The 22,938-nt window shown below is 55.2% G+C and carries 26 protein-coding genes; 11 read left to right on the top strand and 15 right to left on the bottom strand.

The genetic code is table 11. From position 1 onward, the window contains the following. Positions 1 to 23: 23 nt before the first annotated feature. Both K529_RS14645 and hrcA read right to left on the bottom strand, forming a co-directional pair. Positions 24 to 587 carry a nucleotide exchange factor GrpE gene (locus K529_RS14645; RefSeq protein ID WP_005616156.1) on the bottom strand — a complete coding sequence of 188 codons (564 nt, stop codon included), beginning with the start codon at positions 585 to 587 and terminating at the stop codon, positions 24 to 26. A gap of 9 nt (positions 588 to 596) precedes the next feature. Further along, positions 597 to 1,661, bottom strand: coding sequence for a heat-inducible transcriptional repressor HrcA (gene hrcA, locus K529_RS14640; RefSeq protein ID WP_005616154.1), 1,065 nt, complete (start codon positions 1,659 to 1,661; stop codon positions 597 to 599). A 138-nt stretch (positions 1,662 to 1,799) separates the two neighbouring features. Here hrcA and rph point away from each other — a divergent pair, with 138 nt between their 5' ends. From rph to K529_RS14620, 4 genes are read left to right on the top strand one after another with little or no spacing between them, the layout of a single operon-like run. After that, positions 1,800 to 2,513, top strand: coding sequence for a ribonuclease PH (gene rph, locus K529_RS14635; protein WP_005616152.1), 714 nt, complete (start codon positions 1,800 to 1,802; stop codon positions 2,511 to 2,513). After that, a complete protein-coding gene (gene rdgB, locus K529_RS14630) occupies positions 2,510 to 3,124 on the top strand; it encodes an RdgB/HAM1 family non-canonical purine NTP pyrophosphatase (protein WP_005616151.1) in 615 nt (204 codons plus the stop codon). The genes rph and rdgB overlap by 4 nt, the downstream gene beginning before the upstream one ends. After that, positions 3,117 to 4,271, top strand: coding sequence for a radical SAM family heme chaperone HemW (gene hemW, locus K529_RS14625; protein WP_005616150.1), 1,155 nt, complete (start codon positions 3,117 to 3,119; stop codon positions 4,269 to 4,271). The genes rdgB and hemW overlap by 8 nt, the downstream gene beginning before the upstream one ends. Before the next feature lie 3 nt (positions 4,272 to 4,274). Next, complete coding sequence (locus K529_RS14620; protein WP_005616149.1) at positions 4,275 to 4,628, top strand: YbaN family protein; 354 nt, start codon at positions 4,275 to 4,277, stop codon at positions 4,626 to 4,628. Here K529_RS14620 and K529_RS14615 read toward each other — a convergent pair. The 7 genes from K529_RS14615 to K529_RS14585 all read right to left on the bottom strand — a co-directional run bounded on the left by K529_RS14615 (position 4,618) and on the right by K529_RS14585 (position 12,013). Continuing rightward, positions 4,618 to 5,517, bottom strand: a complete 900-nt coding sequence (locus K529_RS14615; protein ID WP_005616148.1) for a ParB/RepB/Spo0J family partition protein — start codon at positions 5,515 to 5,517, stop codon at positions 4,618 to 4,620. The genes K529_RS14620 and K529_RS14615 overlap by 11 nt on opposite strands. 18 nt (positions 5,518 to 5,535) lie before the next feature. After that, positions 5,536 to 6,348: a ParA family protein gene (locus K529_RS14610; RefSeq protein ID WP_005616147.1), complete on the bottom strand. Its 813-nt coding sequence runs from the start codon at positions 6,346 to 6,348 to the stop codon at positions 5,536 to 5,538. Continuing rightward, complete coding sequence (rsmG, locus tag K529_RS14605) at positions 6,341 to 6,958, bottom strand: 16S rRNA (guanine(527)-N(7))-methyltransferase RsmG (protein ID WP_005616146.1); 618 nt, start codon at positions 6,956 to 6,958, stop codon at positions 6,341 to 6,343. The genes K529_RS14610 and rsmG overlap by 8 nt, the downstream gene beginning before the upstream one ends. Next, positions 6,955 to 8,829 (bottom strand): tRNA uridine-5-carboxymethylaminomethyl(34) synthesis enzyme MnmG, encoded by a 1,875-nt coding sequence (mnmG, locus tag K529_RS14600; RefSeq protein WP_040641852.1) that lies wholly within the window; start codon positions 8,827 to 8,829, stop codon positions 6,955 to 6,957. Before mnmG ends, rsmG begins: the two co-directional genes overlap by 4 nt. Positions 8,830 to 8,841: 12 nt before the next feature. Then, a complete protein-coding gene (gene mnmE / locus K529_RS14595) occupies positions 8,842 to 10,128 on the bottom strand; it encodes a tRNA uridine-5-carboxymethylaminomethyl(34) synthesis GTPase MnmE (protein ID WP_005616142.1) in 1,287 nt (428 codons plus the stop codon). A 30-nt stretch (positions 10,129 to 10,158) separates the two neighbouring features. Beyond that, a complete protein-coding gene (gene rho, locus K529_RS14590; RefSeq protein WP_005616140.1) occupies positions 10,159 to 11,430 on the bottom strand; it encodes a transcription termination factor Rho in 1,272 nt (423 codons plus the stop codon). Between the two features lie 127 nt (positions 11,431 to 11,557). After that, the gene (locus tag K529_RS14585) at positions 11,558 to 12,013 is read right to left on the bottom strand and encodes a CopD family protein (protein WP_005616139.1); all 456 of its coding nucleotides are present in this window, start codon (positions 12,011 to 12,013) and stop codon (positions 11,558 to 11,560) included. A 418-nt stretch (positions 12,014 to 12,431) separates the two neighbouring features. Here K529_RS14585 and K529_RS14580 point away from each other — a divergent pair, with 418 nt between their 5' ends. From K529_RS14580 to dnaQ, 4 genes are read left to right on the top strand one after another with little or no spacing between them, the layout of a single operon-like run. Further along, positions 12,432 to 13,031, top strand: coding sequence for a Maf family protein (locus K529_RS14580; RefSeq protein WP_005616136.1), 600 nt, complete (start codon positions 12,432 to 12,434; stop codon positions 13,029 to 13,031). Then, the gene (locus K529_RS14575) at positions 13,028 to 13,858 is read left to right on the top strand and encodes a shikimate dehydrogenase (RefSeq protein WP_005616132.1); all 831 of its coding nucleotides are present in this window, start codon (positions 13,028 to 13,030) and stop codon (positions 13,856 to 13,858) included. Before K529_RS14580 ends, K529_RS14575 begins: the two co-directional genes overlap by 4 nt. Continuing rightward, positions 13,858 to 14,451 carry a dephospho-CoA kinase gene (coaE, locus tag K529_RS14570; protein ID WP_040641851.1) on the top strand — a complete coding sequence of 198 codons (594 nt, stop codon included), beginning with the start codon at positions 13,858 to 13,860 and terminating at the stop codon, positions 14,449 to 14,451. Before K529_RS14575 ends, coaE begins: the two co-directional genes overlap by 1 nt. After that, complete coding sequence (dnaQ, locus tag K529_RS14565; protein WP_005616126.1) at positions 14,444 to 15,175, top strand: DNA polymerase III subunit epsilon; 732 nt, start codon at positions 14,444 to 14,446, stop codon at positions 15,173 to 15,175. The genes coaE and dnaQ overlap by 8 nt, the downstream gene beginning before the upstream one ends. Positions 15,176 to 15,235: 60 nt before the next feature. On the opposite strand, the gene secB is transcribed toward dnaQ, so the two are convergent. Beyond that, entirely contained in the window at positions 15,236 to 15,727 is a 492-nt protein-coding gene (secB, locus tag K529_RS14560) for a protein-export chaperone SecB (RefSeq protein ID WP_005616123.1), read from the bottom strand. Between the two features lie 64 nt (positions 15,728 to 15,791). Next, positions 15,792 to 16,289: an FxsA family protein gene (locus K529_RS14555; protein WP_005616121.1), complete on the bottom strand. Its 498-nt coding sequence runs from the start codon at positions 16,287 to 16,289 to the stop codon at positions 15,792 to 15,794. 114 nt (positions 16,290 to 16,403) lie between these two features. Between K529_RS14555 and K529_RS14550 the strand changes: the two genes are divergently transcribed. Genes K529_RS14550 through K529_RS14540 form a run of 3 tightly spaced genes read left to right on the top strand, consistent with a single transcriptional unit; the run spans position 16,404 to position 18,717 of the window. Next, on the top strand, positions 16,404 to 17,060 hold the full coding sequence (locus K529_RS14550) for a Tim44/TimA family putative adaptor protein (RefSeq protein ID WP_005616118.1): 657 nt from the start codon (positions 16,404 to 16,406) through the stop codon (positions 17,058 to 17,060). Continuing rightward, the gene (mltA, locus tag K529_RS14545) at positions 17,057 to 18,115 is read left to right on the top strand and encodes a murein transglycosylase A (RefSeq protein ID WP_005616115.1); all 1,059 of its coding nucleotides are present in this window, start codon (positions 17,057 to 17,059) and stop codon (positions 18,113 to 18,115) included. Before K529_RS14550 ends, mltA begins: the two co-directional genes overlap by 4 nt. Beyond that, entirely contained in the window at positions 18,115 to 18,717 is a 603-nt protein-coding gene (locus K529_RS14540) for a Smr/MutS family protein (protein WP_005616113.1), read from the top strand. The genes mltA and K529_RS14540 overlap by 1 nt, the downstream gene beginning before the upstream one ends. A 3-nt stretch (positions 18,718 to 18,720) precedes the next feature. Here the strand turns inward: K529_RS14540 and K529_RS14535 are convergent, their stop codons facing one another. From K529_RS14535 to hslV, 4 genes are all read right to left on the bottom strand, one after another. After that, positions 18,721 to 19,842, bottom strand: a complete 1,122-nt coding sequence (locus K529_RS14535) for an alpha/beta hydrolase (protein WP_005616110.1) — start codon at positions 19,840 to 19,842, stop codon at positions 18,721 to 18,723. A 101-nt stretch (positions 19,843 to 19,943) separates the two neighbouring features. Then, positions 19,944 to 21,254, bottom strand: a complete 1,311-nt coding sequence (hslU, locus tag K529_RS14530) for an ATP-dependent protease ATPase subunit HslU (RefSeq protein WP_005616107.1) — start codon at positions 21,252 to 21,254, stop codon at positions 19,944 to 19,946. 15 nt (positions 21,255 to 21,269) lie between these two features. Further along, entirely contained in the window at positions 21,270 to 22,325 is a 1,056-nt protein-coding gene (locus K529_RS14525) for a hypothetical protein (protein ID WP_005616105.1), read from the bottom strand. After that, positions 22,322 to 22,879 carry an ATP-dependent protease subunit HslV gene (hslV, locus tag K529_RS14520; RefSeq protein WP_005616104.1) on the bottom strand — a complete coding sequence of 186 codons (558 nt, stop codon included), beginning with the start codon at positions 22,877 to 22,879 and terminating at the stop codon, positions 22,322 to 22,324. Before hslV ends, K529_RS14525 begins: the two co-directional genes overlap by 4 nt. Positions 22,880 to 22,938 lie beyond the last annotated feature (59 nt).

The following is a 22,938-nucleotide window of genomic DNA, read 5'->3' as shown; positions in this document are numbered from 1 at the left end:
GGGCCCTTAAGGGCCCATTTCTATTAGGATGCGGGCGTCGACGACACACCAACCTGAGCGGGCCGCAGCAAGCGGTCATGCAGCATGAAGCCCTCGGCGGACACCTGAATGATGTCACCGGCCTTTGTTCCGGGCACGGGTGCCTCGAACATGGCCTCATGCACCTGCGGGTCAAACCGGTCTCCGACCTCAGGTGTTACCACCTGAATGCCGTGCTTCTGGAACACGTCCAGCAGCGCCCGCATGGTCAATTCGACCCCTTCGATCAACGCACCAGATACGGCCTTTTGCTCTTCGGTCGCAGCCTCGACCGCACGCTTCATGTTGTCATAAACCGGCAGCATGTCCCGCGCCAGTTTGGAGCCGCCATATTGCTCCGCCTCACGCCGTGCCTTGTCGCCACGCTTGCGCGCGTTTTCCGCATCGGCCAAGGCGCGCATGAAGCGGTCCTTGTATTCATCACGCTCCGCACGCAAGCTGTCCAGCTCCAGCGCTTCGTCGTCGAATTCCTCGGTCTGAGCCGACAGCTCCTCGGCTTCGGCTGCCTCGATATCGTCCAAAAAGTCTTCGTTCTTGGGCTCTGCCATAATCCACCTCTAGCTCCGGTCGGATACCATTTTCCCGACCAGTTGTGCCGTGTAATCCACGATCGGCACAATTCGTCCGTAGTTCAGGCGCGTGGGGCCGATGACCCCGACCGCACCGATGATCTTTCGATCAGCGTTCATATATGGAGACACCACCAAAGAGGAACCCGAAAGTGAGAAAAGTTTGTTCTCCGAGCCGATAAAAATGCGCACACCGTCGCCTTCTTCGGTCAGTTCAAGGAATTCGGCGATGTCACGTTTGCGTTCCAGATCGTCAAACAGGCTGCGGATCTTCTCCAATTCGTCCGGCGCACCGTCTTCCGAAAGGAGATTCGCCCGTCCCCGCACGATCAAACGCGCCTGATCGCCGTTCTCATCTTCCCAGGCTGCCAGCCCGCTCTCGATCATGTCGCTTGCAAGCGTGTCGATCTCCTGACGGCGCTTTTCGATCTCGACCTGCACATCCTTACGCACATCACTCAATGTCCGCCCCTCAATCAGTGCATTGAGGAAATTGGCCGCCTCCCGCATCGAGCTTGGTGTCTGCCCCGGCGGCGGCGTGAACAGCCGGTTTTCCACATGCCCGTCCGAGAACACCAAAACCACCAACGCACGATCCTGTGCCAGAGACACAAATTCGATATGGCGCAGTTCCGCCTCATGCTTGGGCGTGAGCACCAGTGATGCCCCATGCGTCACACCAGAAAGCGCAGCCCCCACGCGGTCCAGCATGCCGCCCACATCGCTGGAGTTATCCCCCAACGTGCGGTCGATCATTTCTCTATCCTGTCGGCTCGGATCGCCCATCTGCAACAAGCCATCGACAAACAACCGCAACCCCATCTGCGTCGGAATACGGCCCGCACTGACATGCGGACTGTCCAGCAAACCTAAATATTCCAAATCCTGCATGACATTTCGAACAGTCGCGGCGCTGACCTTTTCGCTCAGGGATCGGGTCAGCGTGCGGCTGCCTACCGGACCGCCAGTATCCAGATAGTTTTCGACCAGAATGCGAAACACCTCGCGTGAGCGATCGTTCATATCCTGCAGAATGGATTTCGCGTCCGTCATCTCATACCCGATGTTTCCAGCCAGAAGTCGCTGTCCCTCTCATTTGTCACTAAAGCGCATCCTCCGATATGGTCAATGACCCTTGCATCGCCAACCCCACGGGCGGTATCGACGGGGCAACAACAAAAGGATATCCACATGCGACCCTCCGGACGTGCCCTGAACGAAATGCGCAGCGTTTCCATTGAAACCGGCTTTACCAAACATGCAGAAGGTTCCTGCCTGATCAAGATGGGCCACACCCATGTTCTGTGTACCGCAACGATCGAGGACCGTGTTCCCCCATTCATCAAAGGCTCTGGCTTGGGTTGGGTCACCGCAGAATACGGCATGCTGCCCCGCGCGACCAATACCCGTATGCGTCGTGAGGCTGCGTCCGGTAAACAAGGCGGCCGCACCGTCGAGATTCAGCGCCTGATCGGTCGTGCGCTGCGTGCAGGTGTTGACCGCGTCGCTCTGGGTGAACGCCAGATCACCGTTGACTGCGATGTGCTTCAGGCCGACGGTGGCACCCGCTGCGCGTCGATCACCGGTGGTTGGGTTGCTCTGCGTCTGGCTGTCAATAAGCTGATGAAAGCGGGCGACGTCACCATGGACCCGCTGGTTGATCCGGTGTCCGCCATTTCCTGCGGCATCTATGCAGGCCAGCCCGTGCTTGATCTCGACTATCCCGAAGACTCCGAGGCCGGCGTCGATGGCAACTTTATCATGACGGGTTCGGGCAAACTCATCGAGGTTCAGATGAGCGCCGAGGGCTCTGTTTTCTCTCGCGATCAAATGAATGAGCTGATGGACCTTGCGACTAAAGGCACATCCGAACTCGCAGAGATGCAGAAGGCCGCCTGCGCATGACCCGCAAATTCGAAGGCGATACATTGCTGGTCGCCACACATAACGCAGGAAAGCTGGGCGAGATCACCGAGATCCTCGCGCCCTTTGGCGTGAAGGTAGTCGGTGCGGGCGAAATGAACCTGCCCGAACCCGAAGAGACCGAAGACACTTTCGTCGGCAACGCCCGCATCAAGGCGCATGCCGCGGCGAAGGCCACCGGCCTCCCGGCTCTCTCGGATGACAGCGGCATCACCATCGACGCGCTCGATGGTGCGCCCGGCGTCTACACCGCAGATTGGGCCGAGACCGGTCAGGGTCGGGACTTCATGATGGCGATGACCCGCGCCAATGATGAAATTACCGCAAAAGGCCCCGATGCCCCCCGTACCGCGCAATTTCGCTGCACTTTGGTTCTGGCGTGGCCCGACGGTCACGATGAGGTCTTTGAGGGTGTGATGCCCGGACGCCTTGTCTGGCCCATCCGTGGCGAAGGCGGCTTTGGCTATGATCCGATGTTCATGCCGGAAGGCTATGACGTAACCTGCGCGCAGTTGGATAAGGCGGAGAAGAACCGCATCAGCCATCGTGGTCGCGCATTGGCACAGTTTGTTCAGGGGTGTTTTGGTGGATGATTGGCGCAACGGGGGCTTTGGTCTCTACGTGCATTGGCCGTTCTGTCAGGCCAAATGCCCCTATTGCGACTTCAATAGCCATGTGGTTTCCCAGATCGATCAATCGGCCTGGGTGACCGCCTATCAATCCGAACTGCGCCGCATGGGCGAGCTGCTCCCGGATCGCCTGCTGAATTCCATCTTCTTTGGCGGTGGCACGCCCTCTCTGATGCATCCGGATACGGTCGCCGCCGTGATTGAAGCGGCACGCGAGAATTGGACCTTTGCCAACGACATCGAGATTTCGCTTGAGGCCAATCCAGGTTCTGTCGAGGCGGGACGATTTGCCGGTTATCGTGATGCTGGCGTAAATCGTATCTCCATGGGGATACAGGCGCTGAACGACGATGATCTGCGTCGCCTGGGCCGCATTCATTCCGTCGAAGAGGCGCGTACAGCCTTTGACGTGGCACGCAGCTGTTTTGATCGCGTCAGCTTTGATCTGATCTACGCACGTCAGGGCCAGACCTTGGACGCGTGGAAGGCGGAGCTTTCCGAAGCCCTCAGTATGGCGATCGATCACCTCTCCCTCTATCAGCTGACCATAGAGGACGGCACCGCCTTTGGGGATCGCTACGCGCGCGGCAAACTCCGTGATCTCCCCACAGATGACAACGCCGCCGATATGTATCTTGCAACACAAGACATCTGCGACGCCTACGGTCTTCCCGGGTATGAGATTTCCAATCACGCCCGCCCCGGCGCAGAAAGCCGCCACAATCAAATTTACTGGCGCTACGGCGATTATGTGGGCGTCGGTCCGGGCGCCCACGGTAGGATCACGCTGAACGGTCAAAGATATGCAACAGAAGCCCCACGCGCACCCGGAGCGTGGTTGGATGCGGTCAAAAATGGTCAAGGCCTTTTGCCCTTTGAAATCTTAAAACCAGAAGATCAAGTAGTCGAACACATGATGATGGGGATGCGACTTTTTGAAGGCCTAGACCTTGAGCGTCATGAAGCGCTGGCCGGTAAGCCATTGTCAGTGGAAAAAATCCAAGAACTGACCGACTGGGGGATGATCGTCGTGGACGGAGCGCGTCTCAGGGCTACGTCTCAAGGACGTGCGGTTCTGAATGCTGTGCTCCGTGAACTGCTAACGGATTGATTGATGAGATTTATTTACCTCTGCCTTGGTCTTTTTAGTGTCCTTCTGGCTGGGGTCGGTATCGCTCTTCCCCTCTTGCCTACAGTACCCTTTCTTCTTCTTGCGGCGTTCTTCTTTGCCAGATCCTCCGAACGTCTGCACAATTGGTTGCTCTCGCATGCGACCTTTGGCCCAATGATCTCAGATTGGAATGAACACGGTGCTATTCGTTTAGGTGCAAAAAAAGCGGCAACCGCATCGGTTGCCGCTGTGTTCATTCTGTCAGTTGTTCTTCAGGTGCCAATCTACGTGCTCATGATCCAGGCCATTACACTGGGTTGCGTAATGATCTTTATCTGGACCCGCCCTAGCGGCTAAGCAGATTACACAACTCATCAAGCTGGTCGAGCGTCTCGTAGGAGATTGTCATCGTACCAGCCTCGCCTCCCGCCTTATGATCAATCGAAACTTTCATCCGGATCATAGCAGACAAATCGCTTTCTAGCGCCCGTGTATCAGCGTCCTTCTCAACCTGAGTCTTAGCTCTCTTAGGTCCCGAAGATCCTGCAACACCTGCTGCATCTTTCTTCACCAAGGATTCGGTTGCGCGTACGGACAGACCGCCTTTCACAATCTTCTTCGCCAGTTCAGAGGCATTGTCAGATGTAATCAGAGCCCGCGCATGTCCGGCAGACAATTTACGGTCTAGAACCAGCCCCTGAACATCCTCGGGCAAATGTAACAGTCGAACAAGGTTAGCTATGTGGCTGCGGCTCTTACCAAGCGCTTCGGCCATTTTCTCTTGCGTATGGCCAAACTTATCCATCAGTTGCTTGTAACTTTGAGCTTCTTCCAGCGCATTCAGATCTGAACGCTGAATGTTCTCGATAATCGCAACTTCGAGCATCTCAACATCAGAATAGTCGCGAATGAGAACGGGAACCTCATGAAGCTGAGCCGCTTGAGCAGCACGCCAGCGACGTTCCCCCGCAACGATCTCATATATCCCACCATCCCGCGGGCGAACGATCAGAGGTTGAAGAACCCCCTTCTCTTTGATCGAGGCAGTTAGATCATCCAAATCTTCCTGCAAAAACTGGCGTCGCGGCTGGTCAGGATTAGCTTGAACCTTTTCAATAGGCACAAGAATTTCGGCATTTCGCGGCGGACGCCCACCTTCGGTGCTCACTGGTTCCGCATTCACATCCGCCATCAACGCCGAGAGACCACGTCCCAAGCCGCGTGGTTTTGGTTTCTTATCTGCCATTGTTCGCCCCTTTTCTTCTTATTGTGCCGCGATGTCTTGATGATTGGCAACAATCTCGCCCGCCAATTGACGGTAGGCTTTTGCACCGAGTGAAGCTGGATCATAATTTAGAACAGGCATCGCATAGGATGGCGCTTCGCTTACACGGACATTTCGCGGAATTTTGGTGCGGAACACCAAATCCCCGAGGTTATCTCGCGCATCCTGCTCCACTTGTTGAGACAGGTTGTTGCGTCGATCATACATCGTCAACACAACACCCTCGATCCGAAGTTGGGGGTTGGCAGCATGACGAACCTCACGAATGGTCAACATCAGCTGCGACAAGCCTTCCAACGCAAAAAATTCGCTCTGCAACGGAATAAGAACTGAATGGGCCGCAACCATTGCATTCACAGTCAAAAGGTTCAACGACGGAGGGCAATCGATCAGGATATAGTCCCAATCATACTCCGCCATTGCTGGCTGTCTCAGCGCATCATGTAGCAAAAAGCTGCGCTTCTCGTTGGAAAAAAGCTCGATATCTGCAGAACTCAGATCGACTGTCGCGGGAACAATGCAGAGATCTTCTAAATCAGTTTGCCGAATAACTTCAGAGAGCTCCGCCTCTTCGACCAATAGATCGTAGGTCGTGTGATCTCGATCATCCGCTTCGATTCCAAGACCCGTAGAGGCATTTCCTTGTGGGTCCAAATCAACAAGTAGAACACGCATACCTTCTTCTACCAAGGCAGCTGCTAGGTTGATCGCGGTTGTCGTTTTCCCCACCCCACCCTTCTGGTTGGCGATCGCGATAATACGGGGGACTCCCAAACGGGACATGTCAGACACGCTCTACTCCCTTGATTTTGAGAATGACAGCCTCAGGTTCAGTAAGACTTGTAATCTCTTCGCAATCGAACCGCCATCTATTGCGCGCGTTATCCACTTCTTTTTTCCAGTTTGCGCCCTTAGGAAACAGTGCGGTGCCACCCGATTTCAAATGTCGCTCAAAATATCCCAGCAAAATGTCCAAATCAGCCAATGCACGCGCAGACATGATGCCAGCGCTCTCTGGCTCAGCTTCCTCAATCCGTTGGGACTTGACCGTCACCTGAACACCGCATTCTCGGGCTGCGTTTCTAAGGAAAGCACACTTCCGCTGATCGCTTTCCATGAGGGTAACGTTGGTCTCTGGACTTTTTTCAGCAGCCAAAATAGCGACGATGACGCCGGGGAGACCTCCCCCGCTACCGATGTCTAGCCAGGTCTTAGCATTTGGGGCAATCTCAAACACCTGAACGCTGTCCAAGATGTGTCGGGTCCAGAGATCTTCCAAGCTCTTTCGAGAAACCAGATTGATCTTAGGATTCCACTTTGTGAGAACTTCCGAGAATACCTCAAGACGTTGAAATGTTTCACGTGAAACATCCGAGTACTCTCGGAATAGTTCAAAATTCATGCAGTTTTAACCCCGTGTTTCGCCAAGCGTTTCAAACTTCCTAGTATCAAGGCTAGCGCGGCGGGAGTGATACCGTCAATGCGAGCTGCTTGCGCCAAGCTCTCTGGGCGAGATTTGTTCAGCTTTTGCTGAAGCTCCCGAGAAAGACCATCTATGCCATAATCGAAGTTTGACGGGATAGAATACTCCTCATCCTTCTTCAAAGCGGCAACTTCCTTTTCTTGCCTCGAAATATAGTTCGCATACAGAGAATCACGCATAATCTGTTCGCGGATTTCCGTCTCCGTTGCTTCCAACTCCGGAAATAGAGGAAGAATATGTTCAAATTCAACGTTCGGGAATGCGAGAACATCAATCCCGCTTCTCTTGTTGCCATCTTGATTGACTTGGATACCTGCTTGAACCAACTGTTTGGGCGTCAATAGAACGGCTTCCAATGCAGATTTGATGCCTTCTATTCCTGCTATCTTTTTGTCGAACGCAGTAGTTCGTTCAGCAGAAATACACCCCAGCTCCTTGGCGAGTGGCGTCAATCTTTGATCAGCATTATCGGCTCGGAGTGAAAGCCGGAACTCTGCTCGAGAAGTGAACATCCGATACGGTTCTGTCACACCATTGGTGATCAAATCGTCAATCATCACCCCAATATAACTGGTGGAGCGGCCGAAAATAATGTCACCTTTTCCACGACATTTAGATGCCGCGTTCAGACCCGCTACCAAACCTTGTGCACCTGCTTCCTCGTATCCGGTTGTACCATTGATCTGGCCAGCTAAATACAGGCCGCTAATATCTCTGAGTTCGAGCGTCGACCTCAGGGCTCGCGGATCCACATAGTCGTATTCGATTGCGTATCCCGGTTGAAGAATAGTCGCCTGTTCCAAGCCATAAATGGATTGAACATAAGCTGTCTGTACTTCTTCAGGTAAGCTCGTCGATATACCATTCGGGTAGACCGTATGATCCGAAACGCCCTCCGGCTCGAGGAAAATCTGGTGCGAGCTCTTATCCGAAAAACGAACAATCTTGTCTTCAATCGAGGGACAATATCGTGGCCCGACACCTTCGATATGACCTCCATACATAGCGGAAAGTTCGAGATTATCGCGGATAATCTCATGAGTTCGCTCATTCGTATGCGTGATCCCACAAGCGATCTGAGGAGCTGAAACGGACTTGCTCATAAATGAGAAAAGAGTCGGTTCATCATCACCTGGCTGACTATCTAAGACATCCCAGTTAATGCTTCGCCCGTCCAGTCGTGGTGGTGTTCCGGTTTTTAGACGTCCCAAGGGAAGGTTAAAAGATTTCAGCCGTTCCGCCAGCTTAATTGACGGTCGATCTCCCATGCGACCACCAGACTTTGACTGATTTCCTATATGGATGACGCCGTTCAGAAAGGTGCCAGATGTAAGGACGACGGCACTCGCGGAAATTTCGCTCTCATCTGCAAGACGGACACCTCGGACGGCGTTTTCACCTTCCATTAGGAAGTCGATCACCTCGCCTTCTATAATGTCCAGATTTGGTTGCGTTTCGGTGGTTTTAAGAACTTCGGTTCTATATATTGATCGATCTGCTTGCGCCCGCGGTCCCTGTACAGCAGGGCCCTTTCGACGATTCAAAAGTCGAAATTGAATACCAGCGAGATCCGCAACCCGCCCCATCACACCATCCATCGCATCAATCTCGCGTACCAGGTGTCCCTTTCCGAGACCACCAATTGCAGGATTGCAGGACATGACGCCGATTCCATCACGGAGCAGCGTCACTAGGGCAGTCCGGACACCCATTCTAGCCGAAGCATGCGCAGCTTCGGTTCCAGCATGTCCGCCACCAACAACTACGACGTCATAGTGCGAATGTTTCACGTGAAACACTCCTTATTTTCCTAGGCAAAAACTCGAGAATATCTCATCAAGGAGATTCTCTACATCAATTCGGCCAACCAAGAGTTCAAGAGCGCGTATAGCAGACCTCATATCTTCGGCAGCAAGATCATAGAACTCTGGTCCCTGCTGCAGGATATCTATCGCTCTTTGCAAACTCTCTAAGGCGCGCTTCATCGCATCCCGATGCCTTGCTCTTGTTGCAATTCCAGCATGGGTCGAACGATTCTTCAATGTGGAGGCGATGTGCGAAACCAAATCATCTATCCCCTGCCCGGTCTTTCCGGAAATCGCGCCACGGGTTGCATCCCGTTCATCCGCTTTGGGTAGCAGGGAAAGGTCACCATCCCGGAACGGCACATCGAACGTCTCGTTTTCTTCCGCCAAAAACACACGAATATCGGCGGCATTTGCGCGTTCCTGTGCCAGTTGGATTCCAATTCCTTCAACATGATCGTCGGTATCACGTAGGCCGGCAGTGTCCAGCAGTGTCACAGGCAGCCCTGCGAGATCCATGCGAACCTCTATCACATCCCGTGTTGTTCCAGCATACTCAGATGTAATCGCCGCATTTCGACCCGCCAAGGCGTTCAGCAAGGTTGATTTCCCAACGTTCGGAGATCCGACGATAGCAACCTCAAAACCTTCACGGATACGTTCAGCGATCGAGACACCCTGAACTTCTTTTTGAATATCACTCAAGACACCAGAAAGCAGCGCATCTACTTCTGGTGTGACATCAACCGGAACTTCTTCATCTGCGAAATCGATTGTAACTTCGATCAAGGATGCGGCTCGAATGAGATCCGTCCGCCAACGCTCCGCCAAGGTGCCAAGAGCACCCGATAGAATTACCTGCGCTTGTTTTCTTTGAGCTTCAGTTTCTGCGTCTATTAGATCTGCCAGACCCTCAACCTGAGTGAGGTCCAACTTACCGTTATCCAACGCACGACGCGTGAATTCACCGGGATCTGCAAGCCGTGCTAGATTGGAAACCTCAAGAGTAGACATGACAGCCGAGACGACAGCGGTGCTTCCATGTAACTGAAATTCAACGATATTTTCCCCAGTAAAGCTATCTGGAGCAGTAAAAGACAAAACCAGAGCCTCATCAAGGATCTGACCCTCTTTATCTTTCAGTTTAGAAAATATCATGCCTCGCGCAGGAAGCGTCCTGCGCGTCAGGTTTTCTCCGACCTGAATGGCATTTGGGCCGGAAACACGAATTACAGCAACACCGGCCTTTCCTTGGGCGGTGGCCAGCGCAAAGATCGTATCCATGGGATGGCCTCTTTCTCCGCCCTGCCCTGTTTACGTGTTCATCGAGTCGAAAAACTCAGAATTTGTCTTTGTTTGCTTAAGCTTAGACAAAAGGAACTCAATCGCGTCGGTCGTCCCCATCGGGTTCAAGATGCGGCGCAATACAAAGGTCTTTGCCAGATCGCCCTTATCGACCAGTAGGTCTTCCTTCCGGGTACCCGACTTGAGGATATCGATTGCCGGGAACACACGTTTGTCAGCAATTTTGCGATCCAGAACAATCTCAGAGTTACCCGTACCTTTGAATTCTTCAAAGATAACCTCGTCCATCCGGCTGCCGGTGTCGATCAGTGCGGTTGCGATAATGGTGAGCGAGCCACCCTCTTCGATGTTCCGCGCAGCGCCAAAGAAGCGCTTGGGACGTTGCAGGGCGTTTGCGTCGACACCACCGGTCAGAACCTTACCAGACGACGGCACAACCGTGTTGAACGCACGACCAAGACGCGTGATCGAGTCGAGCAGAATTACGACGTCGCGCTTGTGCTCCACCAGGCGTTTTGCTTTTTCAATGACCATCTCGGACACCGCCACGTGACGCGCTGCGGGCTCGTCGAAGGTGGAGGATACAACCTCGCCTTTGACGGATCGCTGCATGTCGGTGACTTCTTCGGGACGTTCGTCGATCAGAAGGACGATCAGATAGCATTCCGGGTGGTTTTGCTCAATCGAGTGGGCGATGTTTTGCAGCAGAACCGTCTTACCGGTCCGCGGCGGCGCCACGATGAGCGAACGCTGACCCTTACCGATGGGCGAAACCAGATCGATCACACGTGCGGAGCGATCCTTCACGGTGGGATCCTCGATCTCCATGTTCAGGCGTTCGTCCGGGTAAAGCGGCGTCAGGTTGTCGAATGCGATCTTGTGACGGGCCTTTTCGGGCTCCTCAAAGTTGATCTTGGTCACTGTGGTCAGCGCGAAGTAACGCTCGTTCTCCAGTGGTGCCTTGATCTGTCCCTCAACCGTGTCGCCGGTGCGCAGAGAGAACTGGCGGATCATGTCAGGAGAGACGTAGATATCGTCCGGACCGGGCAGATAGTTGGCCTCTGGCGAGCGCAGGAAGCCAAAACCGTCCTGAAGCACTTCCAGAACCCCATCCCCACCGATGTTCCAGCCCTCATCTGCGCGTTCACGCAGGATTTGGAACATCATCTCACCCTTACGCATGGTGGAGGCGTTTTCGATCTCCAGCTCTTCGGCCATTGCCAAGAGGGCTTTCGGGCTTTGCGCCTTAAGATCGGAAAGGTTCAGGGATTGCTCGGTCATATGCACACGGCCTTTATTCCCTCAGGGTGGAGGGCGTCACGGTATCAAATACGGAAAATGCGGGAATCCCGGACGGGGCCGCTTTATCGCTAGATAGTGAGTCTCCGGGGGTGAGTCAAACCCCGCGTCAGAACTTGAAGATCACTGAGACCACAATCACCACCATCAGAAGGGTCGGAACCTCGTTCATCAGGCGATACTGGCGCCCTGTGAGGGTATTCTTGCCCGCTTTGAAGTCCTTGTGGCGAAACATCAGCCAATGATGGAACCATGTCATCGCAAGCACTGATGCGCCCTTGGTCCAGGGCCAGATGTAGGACCAATCCACCAGCCCCGGCGTAAACACCATAAAGAGCCCTGCCGCCCAAGTCACAACGCTTGCTGGACCCATGATCACTCTTAGCAGTTTGTGTTCCATGGTGAGAAAGATTGGCATCACATCCTGAACCTTCTCAGCCTCCTCCACGTGATACACAAACAGACGTGGAAGGTAGAAAAGACCCGCCATCCAACTGATCACTGCCATGATGTGAAGCGATTTCACGTAAGGATATAGGGTGAACATCAGATCAGTCAGATCCATGAAAGGCTTCCTTGGTGCAGTCGGGTCGGTGGGCCACCCTAATATAATTAATAAGTTTTATAAGGATGATGTTTTTGTAGTGCACCCCAGAATCCGTGGATTATCGAGTCTTCACACCGGTTCTGCACAAGGTGGACAGTTTTCCTGCCTTATTCCTGCCTGAAGGGTGAATAACTCCTTAACGCCCTTCAAAACATGCGCATTAACAAAATATTTACATAAGAGACTCTGGGGATAAGAGCGGGACAAACCGGGAGAGCCGTACTTATCCACGTGTTCAAAGTTATCCCAATACCCGATGGAGGAATCGCGGAGGAATCACCCGAGATTTCAGAAGTTGTCCCACCCTTGCGTTGAGGGTGGAAAATCATACAAAACGTCCCTGAATGATCAGACGTTTTCCCATAGGGTTTTCCACATGAGTACCCACATCCTGCTTGCTTCTGGATCTGAGATCCGCGCTCAACTGCTCCGTCAGGCGGGGATTGCGTTCCGTGTGGAGGTCGCACGCGTCGATGAAGGCGCAATAAAGGCCGCCCTTCTGGCTGAAGGGGCCGCGCCACGCGATATTGCTGACACGCTTGCAGAGGCCAAAGCGCGCAAAGTGTCGGGAAAGCAGCCCGGCGAGATGGTTCTGGGCTGCGATCAGGTGCTCGATTTTGAGGGCACGCTGCTGTCAAAGCCCGAAACAATGGACCAAGCGCTTCAGCAGCTGAAAGCGATGCGTGGAAAACGTCACATGTTGTTGTCTGCCGCAGTGATCTACCGCGATGGTGAGCCACTTTGGCGCCATGTTGGACAGGTGCGGCTGGTGATGCGCATGGCCAGCGATGCCTATCTTGAGAGCTACGTGGACCGCAACTGGGAGAGCATTCGCCACGCGGTCGGCGCATACAAACTCGAAGAAGAGGGCGTGCGACTGTTTACAACCATTGACGGCAGCTACTTTAATGTCTTGGGATTGCCGATGTTGGAACTCATAAACTATCTGGGACTGCAGGGGATTATAGAACAATGACAGAGCACAAGATCCCGCTCGCTGGTGTGATCGGTTGCCCGATCGCACATTCGAAATCTCCTCAGTTGCACCGGCACTGGCTACGGACGCATGAGATTGACGGACATTATATGCCGATGCATGTGGAACCAGAGGACCTAGAGTCTGTGGTTCGGATGATGCCCAAGATGGGGTTTGTCGGTGCGAATGTGACCATTCCCCACAAACAGGCCATCATGGAGATTGCAGATAAGGTCACGGATCGCGCCAAGCTGATGGGCGCGGCTAACACGCTGATTTTCCATGAGGATGGTGTGATTGTGGCCGACAATACAGATGGTTACGGCTTTATCACAAACCTTCATGAGGGCGCCCCTGATTGGGATGCGAAATCCGGGCCGGCGACCGTGCTGGGTGCGGGTGGTGCCAGTCGCGCGGTTGTCGCCTCGCTGATTGAAGCTGGTGTTCCGGAAATTCGCCTTTGCAATCGCACTCGGTCTCGCGCGGAAGAGATGGCAGAGACATTCGGCTCCAAGATCACGGTTGTGGATTGGATACAGGCTGGAAATGTCATCGAGGATGCAACCTTGGTCGTGAATACAACGTCTCTTGGGATGGTAGGTCAACGGCGTCTGCGGGTTCCGCTCGATGGTCTGCACTCTGGCATTGTGGTCACTGACCTTGTTTATACGCCGCTTAAAACGGAGCTGTTGCAAGCCGCCGAAGACGCGAATTGCACCGTGGTTGATGGCCTGGGGATGCTGTTGCATCAGGCTGTTCCCGGATTTGAGCGCTGGTTCGGTCAAAGACCAAAGGTCAATGATGCGGCGCGTGCCGCTGTGATGTGATGCGTTTTTCTCTCGGACTTACGGGTTCAATTGGCATGGGAAAATCGACCACTGCTGCCCTCTTTGCAGAGGCGGGGTGTGCGGTTTGGGATGCGGACGCCGCTGTTCACCGTCTGTATGATCGAGGCGGTGCCGCCGTTGAGCCGATTGGCGCAGCCTTTCCGCAGGCCACCTTGTCTGGATCTGTAGATCGTACCGTCCTGAAAGAGCTGATTTCAAACGACGGCGCTGTTCTAAAAACGATAGAAGAAATCGTCCATCCGCTGGTACAGGCGGATCGCAAGAGATTTCGTGCTGAAGCCCGTGAAAACATCCTGATCTTTGATATTCCTCTCTTGTTTGAAACCGGGGCAGAAGTTGAAATGGATGCCGTCGCCTGCGTCCATGTCCCCCCCGAGATCCAGCGAGAGCGCGTGCTTGCGCGGGGTACTATGAGCGCGGACCAGTTTGAGCAAATCCTTGCAAAGCAAATGCCAATCGCAGACAAACTCGCGCGGAGTGACTATAGGATCGAGACCGACACACTCGATCACGCCCGCGCACAAGTTACGCAAGTGATTGAAGATATCAGACGGAGAATGGCGCATGCGTGAAATCGTACTCGATACGGAAACCACCGGCTTTGATCCTTTCTCCGGTGATCGCATCGTCGAAATCGGCGCGGTTGAACTGCTCAACCACATGCCCACGGGCGAGACCTTTCATGTCTACATCAACCCAGAGCGGTCGATGCCGCATGAGGCGTTTGGTGTGCACGGGATCGGTCCTGACCTGTTGGAACCGCCGCAGCCTGCTGCGCCTGGTCAGGTCACGCTGAAGGACAAGCCGCTGTTTGCCGAGGTAGGGCAGGCTTTTTTGGATTTCGTGCGCGATTCCAAGATGGTCATCCACAATGCCAGCTTCGATATGAAGTTTTTGAACGCGGAACTGGGTTGGATGAACCTGCGTCAACTGCCGATGGAACAGGCGATTGATACACTGGCGATGGCCCGAAAACGGTTTCCCGGTTCACCTGCGACGTTGGATGCGCTGTGTCGTCGCTTCAGCATCGACAACTCAAACCGGACGTTACACGGCGCGCTTCTCGACTCTGAAATCCTTGCGGATGTTTATCTTGAGTTGATCGGGGGCCGGCAGCCGGATTTTGGTCTCTCGACACAGTCTGGCAGCGGACAAAATGCCGCCGATACCAACTGGCGCCCTAGCCCGCGTGCCACCCCCCTGCCCTCCCGGCTGACGTCCGAGGAAAAAACGGCGCATGAGGAATTTGTGGCCAAACTCGGTGATGAGGCGCTGTGGAACGCAGGCTCCGAATAACAAAAGCGCCGCGACCCGTGGTCGCAGCGCCTGAATCTCGCCGATACTGAACGCTCAGGATCAGTTCGGGGTCTCGGTGGGTGCTTCCGCCTGACGACGAGCGAGTTCATTGCGGTAAATCGCAACAAAATCGATGTTGTCGAGGTTCAGCGGCGGGAAACCACCGTCGCGGCTGATGTCAGAGACGATGCGACGCAGGAACGGGAACAGCATGCGCGGGCATTCGATCAGCAAGAACGGGTGCAGCTGATCTTCTGGGACACCAGAGATGTTGAAGATACCAACATATTCCAGCTCAAGCACAAACAGAACTTCGCCACCGGCTTTGTTCTTGGACTCGATGGTCAGCTTGGTGATGACTTCGTACTGGTTTTCGGTGCTGCGCTTCTTGGCATCGAGGGCAACCTGAACGTTCACGTCCGGTTGAACTTCGCCACCAACGCCTTTTTGCGCCATGACATTTTCAAAGGACAGATCGCGAATGAATTGTCCGAGGATGTTCATCTGGACTTGCGGCTGACCTGTGCCTTCGGCTGCGCCATTTTCGGCCATGGAAATCTCCTGAATTTAACGTGTCGCAGCGTGCTTAACAGCTTGGGGAGCCATGCTCAAAGTCTTATTTCGGGCCTTCTACCCAACCCGAAGGCTCATCCCGGCGCGGACGTGGTGTGACATCCTCGTAATCACCGTCAATGACGTCTCCGCGCGGATCACCATGTCGGCGTGGGGGCTGTTGACGTGGATCGGGCCCCATCTGAAACGACGCGACGGTCACTTTTGACTTTAGATAGGCAAAGGCCCGTGTGCGAAATCCGGGTACCAACAGCAGAAAACCGAAAGCATCCGTAAAAAATCCGGGTGTCAGTAGGAGCGCACCAGCAAGCAAGATCATTGCACCATGAGCCAGTGGTTCCGTTGGATCGGAGAGATGTTCAAACGAGCCACGCAACTGTCCAAGGGCCAACTGACCCTGTGTTCTGACCAGCCAAGTGCCCAAAACTGCGGTCAAAATCACGATACCAAGTGTTGGCCACAGGCCAATCAGACCGCCGACTTGTATGAACAGGGCGATTTCAATGATTGGTACCAGCAGAAAAGCCAGAAAAAGTGGCATGATAGGCGTCCTCTCCTTAGGGCAGAACGGTGGACTTGGTCCCGCCTGTCACCTACATAAGAGCAGAACACGTCGGTTTCAAATCGACAGGTCCTGTTGGACGATGAGGTACAAATGGAGTCGCCCTTGATTGAGCTTTTGGTCCTTGCTGGCATCGCGGTTTTTTTGATCCTGCGCCTGAAAAGCGTTCTGGGCACACGTGAAGGGTTTGAAAAGCCCCCACTCGCGAACAATGAAGCCCCCGCGCCGCAGCGCAAATTTGAAGTGATCGAAGGCAGCCCCGACGATGACATTGTTGCCTACGTCGATGAAGGCAGCCCGCAAGCGCAGGCGTTGAGCGATATGAAACGCGCGGATTCCTCCTTTCAGGTGGCGGAATTTGTTCAAGGTGCCCGTGGTGCTTATGAGATGATCCTTATGGGCTTTGAAACCGGCGAACTCGACGGAATTCAACCCTTCATCTCCGAAGAGATTTTCCAGAGCTTTGTCGACGCAGTTTCTGCGCGTGAAGATCAGGGATTGACCATTGAGGCTGAGTTTATCGGCGTGCGTGAGACCACCATCGTTGATGCAACCTTCGATGCTGCCACCTCCACGGCCGAAGTAACCGTGCGTTTTGTGGGTGAGCTGACATCTGCGGTGCGCAACCGTGCTGGTGAAATTGTCGAGGGTGATCCCAAAGCGGTCAAACGCCAGAAGGACACTTGGACCTTCTCGCGTCAGATGGGCACAGGCGATCCGAACTGGCTGCTGGTGGCAACGGACGCATGACGGGGGCGCTCCGGCGTGGACTTGGCGCGGTTTTTCTGATCGCAGCCTTATGTTCCGGCGCCGGTGCGCGAGCCGAGACGGGTCCGTCCCTTCGTATTCTGGAGTTCAGCGAACTCTCTGATTGGGACCTCGACAACCATGTCGAGGCCCTTCGCGTTTTTAGGGAAACCTGCATGGACATGGATGGAGCAGACTGGCGGTCGCTCTGTGCCATGGCGCAAAACGCTGATGACAGCGGCGCGCGTGCGTTTTTCGAACTGTTTTTCCGCCCGGTTTTGATCGAGGACGGTAAGGCGGGTCTGTTCACCGGATATTTTGAACCTGAACTTCGCGGCGCACGATATCGCGGGGGGCGCTATCAATATCCGGTTTATCGAATGCCGCCAGAGGCGCGCCAGACGTCATTGTGGCTCACGCGGCGCGATATCCTTACCTCTGGCGTGATGGAAGGCAGAGGCTTGGAAATCGCGTGGGTTGACGATCCGGTGGAGTTGTTTTTCCTACAAATTCAGGGATCTGGCCGCATTAAGATGGAAGACGGATCGACCATTCGGATCGGGTATGGCGGGGCAAACGGGCATCCCTATCGTTCTATTGGACAAGAATTGGTGCGCCGCGGGATCTATAACCTGCATCAGGTGAGTGCGCAGGTGATCCAGAATTGGGTCCGACGCAATCCGGGTCCGGGGCGAGAGCTTTTGATGCACAACCCTTCATACGTGTTCTTCCGGGAGGTCCGCAAAGTACCCGCAAACCGTGGACCCTTGGGGGCTATGAACCGCTCAATAACGCCGATGCGCTCGATTGCGATCGACCCGGCGTTCACGCCGCTTGGCGCACCGGTATGGGTTGAAAAGAACGGTCAGTCGAAGTTGCGGCGACTTATGATCGCTCAGGATACTGGCTCTGCCATCAAGGGGTCGCAGCGCGCTGATATTTTCTTTGGCGCTGGCGATGAGGCTGGGCGCAAGGCCGGGCAACTGCGCGATCCCGGACGGATGCTGGTCTTGATGCCAATCCAGCGCGCCTATGCCATGTTGCCGGACGATCTGTAATGACCCGGCGCAAACTGACAGACGATGAAATCGACCTCTGGCAGAAGGTCGTAAAGCACGCGGAGCGCTTGCACGCTGACCGCGAGAAAAAAGGCGGGGATCATGCCGATCCCCCTGCCCCAAAGCCAAAGCCGAAACCGCATCGTGCAGCCCCGGCGTCGCTGCCGCATTTCGAGGTCGGCAGTAAGGCCCGTGGAAAATTGCCCGGTCATGATTTGAAGGCCTCGCCCTCTCGTAAACTTGCCAGCGATCCGTTGCGGATGGACGAAAAAGCCTTTCGTCGGATGAAGCGCGGAAAACTCAAACCTGAGGGGAAACTGGACCTTCACGGGATGCGGATGGAGTCGGCGCATGGGGCGCTGACCAGTTTTATTCTGTCAGCGCAGGCGTCCAACAAACGGCTGGTTCTTGTGATTACCGGCAAGGGCAAAGATCGTGATGAGCCGGGACCGATGCCGGTGCCGCGGGGCGTGTTGCGCCATCAGGTTCCCCAATGGCTCGCTCTGCAGCCACTGGCACAGGCGGTATTGCAGGTGACGCCTGCCCATATCAGCCATGGCGGCGAAGGGGCCTATTATGTCTATCTGCGCCGTATCCGCTAAGGGTTAGCGCTCTTCTCGGCGCTGTTGCCGCTCTAGCATCAGCTTTCCATGTTCATTGGTAATCGTCTGAGATTGCGGCAGGATTTGCTGTAATAAGTTGGGGTCGACGGGGCCAAACACCCTGCTGACATTGCTGGCGGATCGTAAAACAGCCAGCAAACTAGGAGATGTTGCCGCCACGAAATGCCCTGATGCGGCATCGGCGTTGAATGCGGTCAGGTCGATCACTTCGATTGGCCATCTCTCAAGCCGGTCGGCTGATTTGATGTTACCTAGTCGCTCACCCTGACTGGTGCCACGCAGGCGACCAGAGATATTGAGAATGCGGTCCTTTTCCGAGACCATGACCGCAAAGGGTTGCGGTACGCGTTTGAGATCCATCATCTGACTGTCAAACACATCCACATCCAGATCAGGCGAAATGAGGATCACCCCACCGTTCAATGTGCGTGCAGCCCAACCGGGGTTGCGCAAATCGGCCTGCCGGAGCATTTCCATTGCGAGCGCCGTCCCCATGGAATGCGCTACGAGGATGATACGCTCAGCACCGGCCTGTTTCACCCGGCGCACGGTTTCTTCCAGCCCGTCCCGAGCAAAAAGCATACTGTCGATGTCATAGGCATAACCAAAGGCGCGTCCACGGCTGGGCCAGGAATACATCACCAGTGATCCGGGTAGCTTTACATCATGGGCCATTTGCGCGGCGCGATAAGCCGTTTCCGGATGGGTGCTGTTGTAGCCATGCACAAAGATCGTCACCTCGCGCAATGGCCAGTTGTTCTCGCGTTGCTCACGCAGAAACCGTGCGCGCAGGTCGCTGACGCTATCGACGGGGAGCTCCTGAGCGATGGTGAAGTTTTTACGCGGATCTGGGTTCTTGTACCGGTAAGAGAGCTCTCCCGGGCTGTGGCTTGGGGGGATGGTGACGGTCATTTCCACCATCCTGAGTTCCTCAGACCGACGAAACCCAAAGGTGCCATCTGCCTCTTGCTCTCGGGTGGTGGTGGAGAAAACCGTATAAGGTGTGCCGATGTTTACCGCCTCTGGTACAATGGGCATCAGATCGCGATCAGCACAGGCCGCGAGCAAGAGCGAGACGCAAAGCGCCAGCACGCTTTTTTTCATGTCATGACCCCTCGCCCATCAAACGCCGACCCCACCCGGAACCAGTCTCGGGCAAGGTAGCGAATGATGCGCAAAGGTCTAGCCACCGATAGCGATATTCGTCAGAGGACGTAGCGGCTGAGATCGGTAGACTTGGTCAATTCGCCCAGGTTCTTGTTCACAAAGGCCTCGTCCACGGTGATTTCCTCACCAGAACGGTCCGGTGCGGCAAAGGAGATTTCCTCAAAGACCCGTTCCATCACCGTATAAAGACGCCGTGCACCTATGTTCTCAATAGTGTGGTTCACCTCCGCTGCGATCTGGGCAAGCGCATGGATGCCCTCTTTGGTGAAGGTGACTTTGACCTTTTCCGTTCCCAAAAGCGCCTCATACTGACGGGTCAGCGCGTTATCGGTTTCGGTCAGGATACGCACAAAATCCTCTTCGCTGAGGGCGCGCAGGTTGACGCGGATCGGCAGGCGACCCTGAAGTTCCGGCAGTAGATCCGAGGGTTTCGCGATATGGAACGCCCCGGAGGCAATAAACAGGATGTGGTCGGTTTTGACCGGGCCATGTTTGGTGCTGACGGTGGTGCCTTCAATCAGCGGCAACAGGTCACGCTGCACACCCTCGCGGCTCACATCGCCACCGCGTGCGTCGGTACGGGCGCAGACTTTGTCGATCTCATCAAGGAAGACGATGCCGTTCTGCTCAACTGCTTCGAGGGCCGCTTTGTTGACGGTTTCATCGTCCAAGAGCTTGTCGGCTTCTTCACCGATAAGCACATCATAACTCTCTGATACAGTGAGTTTTTTGCGCGTGGTGCGCCCGCCCATGGCTTTGCCAAACAGATCGCCGAGGTTCATCATCCCCATGTTTGCGCCCGGCTGACCGGGAATTTCAAACATACCGCCCATTGGATTGGAGGTATCGGCGATATCCAATTCAATCACCGTGTCGTCCAGCTCACCCGCTTTGAGTTTCTTTCGAAACATCTCCAGCGTGCTCTCGCGGGCGTCGCTACCTGCGATCGCTTCGAGGACGCGGTCTTCGGCAGCTTGATGCGCCTTTGCCTTCACGTCCTCACGCATGTGGTCGCGGGTCTGCACGATGGCCGTGTCCACCAGATCACGCACGATCTGCTCAACGTCGCGACCGACATATCCAACCTCTGTGAACTTGGTGGCCTCTACCTTGATGAAAGGCGCGCGGGCGAGTTTGGCCAGACGGCGCGAGATTTCGGTTTTGCCGACGCCGGTGGGGCCGATCATCAGGATGTTCTTTGGATGCACCTCGTCGCGCAGATCATCCGGCAACTGTTTGCGCCGCCAGCGGTTGCGCAGGGCCACGGCGACAGCGCGCTTGGCGTCCTTTTGGCCGATAATGAACCGGTCGAGTTCGGAAACGATTTCGCGGGGGGTCAGATCAGTCATGTCTATCCCTTGAGGTCAGTGAGAAGGTGGCAGCCGATGAAGCGGCAGCACACCAGATAAGAGCGAGAGCAGCATTGCGCGAATCCGGGCCCAGAAGGCACCAAGGATCACCAGAACCACGCCAAGCATCAGGATACTGATCCCGGTGCCCTCGCTGTCGAAGACGGTTGTACTCAGAGCTACAATATAGCCGATGGCGGTAATCAGGAACGACCGCCGGTCAATCACGATGGCAATGAGCGCGAAGAAGCCAAGAACCAGTGCAAGCACCAACCCTTGATCGCGTTCAAGGAGCGACAGCGCGATGGTATTCACCAGCGCGGGGGCAGCCACCACATGCAGCCAGAAGCCCTGGGCGGAACGGCGGGTCACGCGGTGGGGATCACTGAGGTCAAAGGCCATGGCGACCGCAAAGACCAACAGGCCCACGGCCAATGTGATCCATGCAAACGGGCCATTGGCACTCAGCAGGAACAGATCACCCAACTCGGTGGGGACGCCCGATTGATCGGCTGCAACGATTAGGGCAACCGCGAACAAGCCAAGCGCGATCAGCGCCATGGCAAAGGGCACACGAAACCGGCCCCAGAACACAAAAAGCGCCAGCGTCGAAAGCCCTAGGGCCATCGGCAAGGACGAATAATCCTCCTGCGCGATCATGAAGGGCTGGGCGTATTGCGCGATGAACCCGGTTGCGGCGTTTCCGGCAAACATCACCGACAGGGCGATGGCGGGGGCGACCATGCGGCGGCGGCGAATAAAATATTCGGAAAGTCCCCAAAGGATCACCGCACCAAACAGAGCAGCCGAAGTGGCCTGAGTGCGATAATTGACGATCTCAGTGAGCATGGATGCGGTGTTGACCGCGACCCAACCCATCGCGAGGATCACGAGGCCAACGACGATAAAGATCTCATTGAAGCCCTTGAACAGCTCAAACGGCTCATCCCCCGGCGCAAGATCCTCGCGCGCACCGCGTCGGCTGTCTGCGAGTGCTGACAAAGACGCCGCCTGCGCTTCGGACAGTAGTCCGGAGCCGACAGCCGCCCTGAGATCATCGCGCGATATCATTTACTGATACGCTCCACCGTGAGGTTTCCGTTGGTGTAGACGCAGATGTCTGAGGCGATCGCCATTGCGTCACGGGCCACTGTTTCTGCATCACGGTCGCTGTCCATCATGCCTCGCGCCGCAGCCAGCGCGAAGTTTCCGCCCGACCCGATTGCAGCCACGTCATGTTCCGGCTCCAGCACGTCACCTGCGCCAGTGATGACATAGAGCTCCTTGCCATCCGTGACGATCAGCATGGCCTCAAGTTTTTGCAGGTATTTATCGGTGCGCCAGTCTTTGGCCAGCTCAACACTTGCGCGCTGAAGCTGTCCGGGAGTTGCCTCCAGCTTGGCTTCGAGCCGCTCCAGCAGGGTGAAGGCATCGGCGGTTGAACCGGCAAAACCCGCCACGACATCATATCCGCCGGGCGACAGCCTGCGCACCTTGCGCGCACTGCCCTTAATCACGGTCTGTCCCAGCGACACCTGTCCGTCACCTGCAACCACAACCTCATCCCCTTTACGGACTCCGATGATTGTGGTGCCGTGCCAGCCGGGGAATTGATCCTCTGCCATAAAAGCCTCCGTTTCTTTGCTGACCTATATGGAAGTATCGCCAGTCCGCCGCAAGGGCA

Origin of the sequence: Tritonibacter mobilis F1926 (assembly GCF_000376545.2) — a bacterium.
Lineage (GTDB): Bacteria > Pseudomonadota > Alphaproteobacteria > Rhodobacterales > Rhodobacteraceae > Epibacterium > Epibacterium mobile.
Note: the sequence above shows the minus strand (reverse complement) of the source record. Positions and strands in the feature narration are given on the sequence as shown.